This is a genomic window from Anaerolineae bacterium (assembly GCA_025062375.1).
In the GTDB taxonomy this organism is placed as follows: domain Bacteria; phylum Chloroflexota; class Anaerolineae; order SpSt-600; family SpSt-600; genus SpSt-600.
In genome coordinates this window covers 1-5,125 of sequence record JANXAG010000056.1, presented here as the reverse complement: position 1 = coordinate 5,125, position 5,125 = coordinate 1, and the positions used below count along the sequence as shown (strand labels likewise).

Below are 5,125 nucleotides of genomic sequence, written 5' to 3'. Positions count from 1 at the left end.
GGTGCGTTTTCCGGAGTATAAAAGCGCAGGGCCTCTTTGCAAGCACTGATGGCCTTTCGGAGGTTCTCCACAGGCTCTTCATACCTTGCCAGGCCCTCATAGGCGTTTCCCAGGCTGTTTTGGGCCCTGGCATAATCAAGGGGTGCCTTTTCCGGGATGTAAAAACGCAGGGCTTCATTTATAGGCACTGATGGCCTTCCGGAGAGCTTCCCGTGGGTTCCACTAGTAGTATGGCCCATATTTTGCTTTTGCGTATCACCGATTTCTAAAAATGCTTCCGCATCTCCTCTTTCTCGCAAAACTTCCCACGCCTGGCCTTCCCACTGGCCCCACTCCCACAACTCTGGGATAACCTCCGTCAGGATTCCTTCGTAGAACAGAGTTTGACCCTTATCTTGTCGGAAAAATCCTAACCGCTCCGGTGCCTTGAGGACTTGCTGCGTTCCCAGAGTTCTATTGGCCGGTTACCCCGGATTCTTTCCACTACGGCCCATATTCGCTCTAATAGAAGAGTTCGCACGCCCATTTACCACAGGAGCCGCGCTCTGGAGGAACGTTAGCCCCAGTTCTGCTGCCCCCGGGTGACCGTTGTAGCGATTGAGGACTTCTTCCCTTGCCACTTCCCTGGCTAACCCATAGAGATCGCCCAGGGGAACTTCTTTTAACTTCACTCTCCGCACACCCGAATATCCAGCGGGATTCGGTCGGAACGGGCGGTAGCCAGAACTCGCAGACCAGGGCAATAGTGGAGCAGGCTGGTAACAGGCTCCGGCATGGGGCTTTATCCCGGTTTGGGAATAAGGTTATCTATCAGATAAGCTTAAGGCCTCCGGGGAACGGTTCAGGGGAGAGTTCTTGGGGCCAGACCAGGACAAAGGGAGGAGCTAGGTCAATGGCTATTTCTATCATCTTCGGGTTTCGCCCGCCGCCACTGGTCCGGTTATAATCACCGGCACCTCTTTTTCCTCCTCCCGCTGGATATAAAAGGGAAACAGTTTCCCCGTTGGTCCCAGCCTGAGCGGGATGAGCTGTGCGGCCTGTTCCCGGAAGGCCTGACGCTCAATTTATTCCCAGAACCTGGCCCGGGGCTCTGCCCAGACCTGAAGTCAACCAACTCACTGCCCTCACCGCAAGGGGATAAAGCAGCCAGAGCAATCTCCAGGGGGTGGTCAGGAGACTGCTTCACCTTAAAAACAGGGCCCACTCGCCGTTAACTATGGATTCCGAAGAACGTCCGCGAAATCTGCAGTTAGGAACAAGTTTCTCAAAGCCTGCATTCCTCCTCCAGTATTTCCAGCACTTTTCTGGCCACCTCCAGGGAAGCCAGGGCCTGGGCCTCTCGGGTGGAAGCTCCTATGTGAGGGGTAAAGATAACCCGGTCGCTTTGAAGCAATGGGCTACCGGTCGGTGGCTCTTCTTCGAAGACGTCAAGGGCTGCGCCGGCTATGCGGCCTTCGGCGAGGGCCTTGGCGAGAGCCCTCTCATCCACTATGCCACCGCGGGCAGTGTTGATGAGGTAAGCAGTGGGCTTCATCAGGCAAATTTCTCTCCAACCGATCATCCCGCGGGTTTGAGGGGTGAGGGGAACGTGGATGGACACAAAGTCGGAGCTCTGGAGGAGTTCCTCCAAGGGCAAAAGAGTTACGCCAGAGCCGGTGGCAGTTTCCGGAGGGATGAAAGGATCGGTAGCGACGACCTTCATCTCCAGCGCTAAAGCCCTTTTAGCCAGAGCTCTGCCTATCCTCCCGAACCCTATTATCCCTAGGGTTTTGCCCTGAAGCTGCGTTCCGACGAAGGAGTGCTTTTCCCACAGCCCTCCTTTCACGGAGAAATGCGCTTGAGGTATGCGGCGCGCGAGGGAGAGCATAAGCCCTAAGGCCAGCTCGGCTACGGCTACAGCAACGCTTTCTCCGGCGTTGACGACGATGATCCCCCTCCTTTCAGCAGCCGTTAGGTCAATGTTGTCCAGACCTGCCCCAGCCCTGGCTATGACCCTGAGCCTGTGGCCCGCCTCTATCACTTCCTTTGTAACCCTGGTTCTGCTCCTCACGATGAGGGCTTCATACAGGCCAATGGCTTCGGCCAGGTCACGAGGCGAAAGCAGGGGTTTGCATTCCACCCTGCATCTCTTTTGTAGAAGGGCGATTCCTTCTTCGGCAATAGGCTCTGTTACGAGCACCCTGAACATTTCAGCACTTTCCCCAGAGCTTCAATAACCTGAGCCATTTCCTCGGGGGAAACCCGGCCAATGTGGGCAATGCGGAGGATTTTACCTTTAAGTTCCCCCTGGCCTCCGGCTACCACGATGGCGTGTTCCTCCCGCAGGTGTCTGATAATCTCTTCGGCTTTCAGGCCTTCAGGGACCCGGACGGCTGTTACCGTGTTTGAGGCCCACCTTTCATCGGGGAAGAGGCTCAGGCCGAGGGATTTTATGCCCTGGCGGGTGAATTCAGCTATTGACCGGTGGCGGGCAAAGACCTTTTCCAGGCCCTCTTCCTGGATAAGCTTGAGAGACTCTCTCAGGCCGAAGAGCGCGCTCAGGGCGGGGGTAAAGGGGGTTTGATGGTGGGATGCGTATTCTCTGAACTTGCGGAAATCCCAGTAGAACCGGGGGAGGGAAGCCTTCTCAGAGTTCTCCCAGGCTCTCGGGCTTACGCTGATAAGGCTCAGGCCCGGAGGTGCCATCAGGGCCTTTTGGGAAGCCGTTACTACCACATCGCATCCCCACTCATCCGGGCGCAGGTCTATAGCTCCCAGGGAGCTTACGGCGTCCACCAGAATTAGAGGAGGGTCTTCCACAGATTGCGCTGCTTCGGCTATGGCTTTGAGGTCGTTGGTTACACCGGTAGAAGTTTCGTTGTGGATAATCAGGAGAGCTTTGCAGGGATAGGCTTTCAGCAGTGCCTTTCTGATTTCTTCCGGATCTGCTCCTGAGCCTGGAGGGAAGTGCAGGGGGATGGCCTCCAGACCAAAAGCCCGGGCCATTTCAAACCAGCGTTCTCCGAAGAACCCGTTTACTACGACTAAAACCCTCTCCCCCGGTGAGAGGACATTCACCAGAGCCGCTTCAAGCCCTCCGGTTCCCGAAGCTGTGAGGATAAGGACATCATGGTGAGTTTGAAACACGTACTTAAGCCCTCTGGTGATCTCTTCGAAGAGGGCGGCGAATTCAGGGCCCCGGTGGTCTATCATATCCTCAGCCAGGGCTTCCTTGACCTCTGGAGGAAGCGGGACAGGTCCTGGTATGCGCAGGTTAAATTCTGACATCTTCCCTCCCCACCATGGGCAAATATTCCAGGGCTTCTTTCACCTTTTCGGCCGGATATTCAAAGTCCGGAAGCCTGCCGCTCAGGTATTCTTCGTAGGCAGCGAGGTCAAAGTGGCCGTGGCCTGAGAAATTGAAGAGGATTACTCTGGTTTCACCGGCTTCCTTGGCCTTTATAGCTTCATCTATCGCTGCTCTGACAGCGTGAGCGGTTTCGGGGGCTGGGAGGAAACCCTCAGCTCTGGCGAACTGGACGGCAGCTTCAAAGACTGCATTTTGAGGATAGGCTACGGCTTCAATGTAACCACCATTGTATAGAGCGCAAATGATGGGAGCCATGCCATGGTAGCGGAGGCCTCCGGCGTGGATTCCAGGAGGCACAAACTTATGGCCCAGCGTGTACATCTTGAGGAGGGGGGTGGTTCCAGCGGTATCGCCGAAATCGTAGGTGTAAATTCCCTTGGTTAAGGAGGGGCAAGCAGTAGGTTCAACGGCCAGGAAGCGGGTTTTGAGGTTGTGTTTTAATCTTTCCCGGAGGAATGGGAAAGCCAGGCCTGCGAAGTTAGAACCCCCGCCCACGCATCCGATTACAACATCGGGGAATTCGCCGGCCATCTCCATCTGGAGCAAAGCTTCTTCGCCGACTATAGTCTGATGCAGGAGGACATGGTTCAGCACGCTGCCCAGGGAATACTTGGTATCGTCTCTGGTGGCTGCATCTTCTACGGCCTCGCTTATGGCTATTCCGAGGGAACCTGGGGAACTGGGGTCCTGGGCCAGGATCTGGCGTCCAGCATGGGTATCAGGGCTTGGGCTGGGGACAACATTAGCCCCCCAGGTTTCCATCAAAATGCGGCGGTAAGGCTTCTGCTGATAGCTTATTTTGACCATGTAAACTTTGCATTCCAGGCCGAAGAGCTTGCATCCGAAGGCCAGGGCACTTCCCCACTGGCCAGCTCCGGTTTCAGTGGTGAGCCTTTTTACCCCTTCGGCCTTGTTGTAGTAGGCCTGGGCGACAGCCGTGTTAGGCTTGTGGCTTCCTGGGGGGCTTCCACCTTCGTATTTGTAGTAAATGTGGGCTGGGGTATCCAGGGCTTTTTCCAGCCTGCGGGCCCTGTAGAGGGGTGTTGGCCTCCACATTTTATAGACCCTCTGCACCGGCTCCGGAATCTCAATGAATCTTTCGGGGCTTACTTCTTGCTGTATCAGGGCCATGGGGAATATAGGTGCCAGATCGTCGGGCTTTACAGGCTGTTTAGTAGCCGGATGGATTACCGGCGGCAGGGGTACCGGGAGGTCGGGTATGATGTTATACCAGGCTTGTGGCAATTGATTTTCGTCCAAATTAAACTTGAACCTTTCCATTTTTCTTCCTCCTTTTTTGGGTATAAAACAAAAAACCCGTCCCTTCCGGGACGGGTTTTCCGCGGTGCCACCCCGATTGGGTTAGTTGAAACTAACCCCTCTCTTTCGCGGGCACGTGGCTTCAAGCCAGATGCCCTCAGCCCTGATAACGGTGGCGTCTCCGGCTCGGCATACTAAGGAAAGCTTAGGGCTTTCCTGTTCCTCCTCGCAGCTCCCGGGCCCATTCAACGCCGGCGAAGGTGCTGGGCTCTCACCTTACCCCAGCTCTCTGAAACCCCGCTCTGGCGCCTACTCCACCCGTTCACAGCTTTTTGGCTTTTAAATTTTATGCCTCCGGCAGGACTCGAACCTGCAGCCCGCGGATTAAGAGTCCGCTGCTCTACCAGCTTGAGCTACGGAGGCCCAGAAAACTTCATGATTTATTATATCACGGTCTCCACATTTGTCAAACTCATCCCCAGAAACCTTAAAAAGGGAGCGATCAGCCAACCTTCG

At 55.4% G+C, this 5,125-nt stretch carries 5 protein-coding genes, 1 tRNA gene and 1 other annotated feature; all 6 genes read right to left on the bottom strand.

Going from position 1 to position 5,125, the window contains the following annotated elements; genetic code table 11:
- Positions 1-299: hypothetical protein (locus tag NZ653_09725; protein MCS7287398.1), on the bottom strand; the 299-nt coding region annotated here is incomplete at its 3' end.
- Between the two features lie 165 nt (positions 300-464).
- Positions 465-671 (bottom strand): hypothetical protein, encoded by a 207-nt coding sequence (locus tag NZ653_09720; GenBank protein ID MCS7287397.1) that lies wholly within the window; start codon positions 669-671, stop codon positions 465-467.
- 593 nt (positions 672-1,264) lie between these two features.
- A complete protein-coding gene (locus NZ653_09715; GenBank protein MCS7287396.1) occupies positions 1,265-2,188 on the bottom strand; it encodes a hypothetical protein in 924 nt (307 codons plus the stop codon).
- Positions 2,170-3,267: an alanine--glyoxylate aminotransferase family protein gene (locus NZ653_09710; GenBank protein ID MCS7287395.1), complete on the bottom strand. Its 1,098-nt coding sequence runs from the start codon at positions 3,265-3,267 to the stop codon at positions 2,170-2,172. Before NZ653_09710 ends, NZ653_09715 begins: the two co-directional genes overlap by 19 nt.
- Complete coding sequence (locus NZ653_09705; GenBank protein ID MCS7287394.1) at positions 3,254-4,630, bottom strand: TrpB-like pyridoxal phosphate-dependent enzyme; 1,377 nt, start codon at positions 4,628-4,630, stop codon at positions 3,254-3,256. Before NZ653_09705 ends, NZ653_09710 begins: the two co-directional genes overlap by 14 nt.
- A gap of 43 nt (positions 4,631-4,673) precedes the next feature.
- Positions 4,674-4,944 (bottom strand) — a binding site (T-box leader).
- Between the two features lie 14 nt (positions 4,945-4,958).
- Positions 4,959-5,032: transfer RNA gene (locus NZ653_09700), tRNA-Lys, on the bottom strand.
- Positions 5,033-5,125 lie beyond the last annotated feature (93 nt).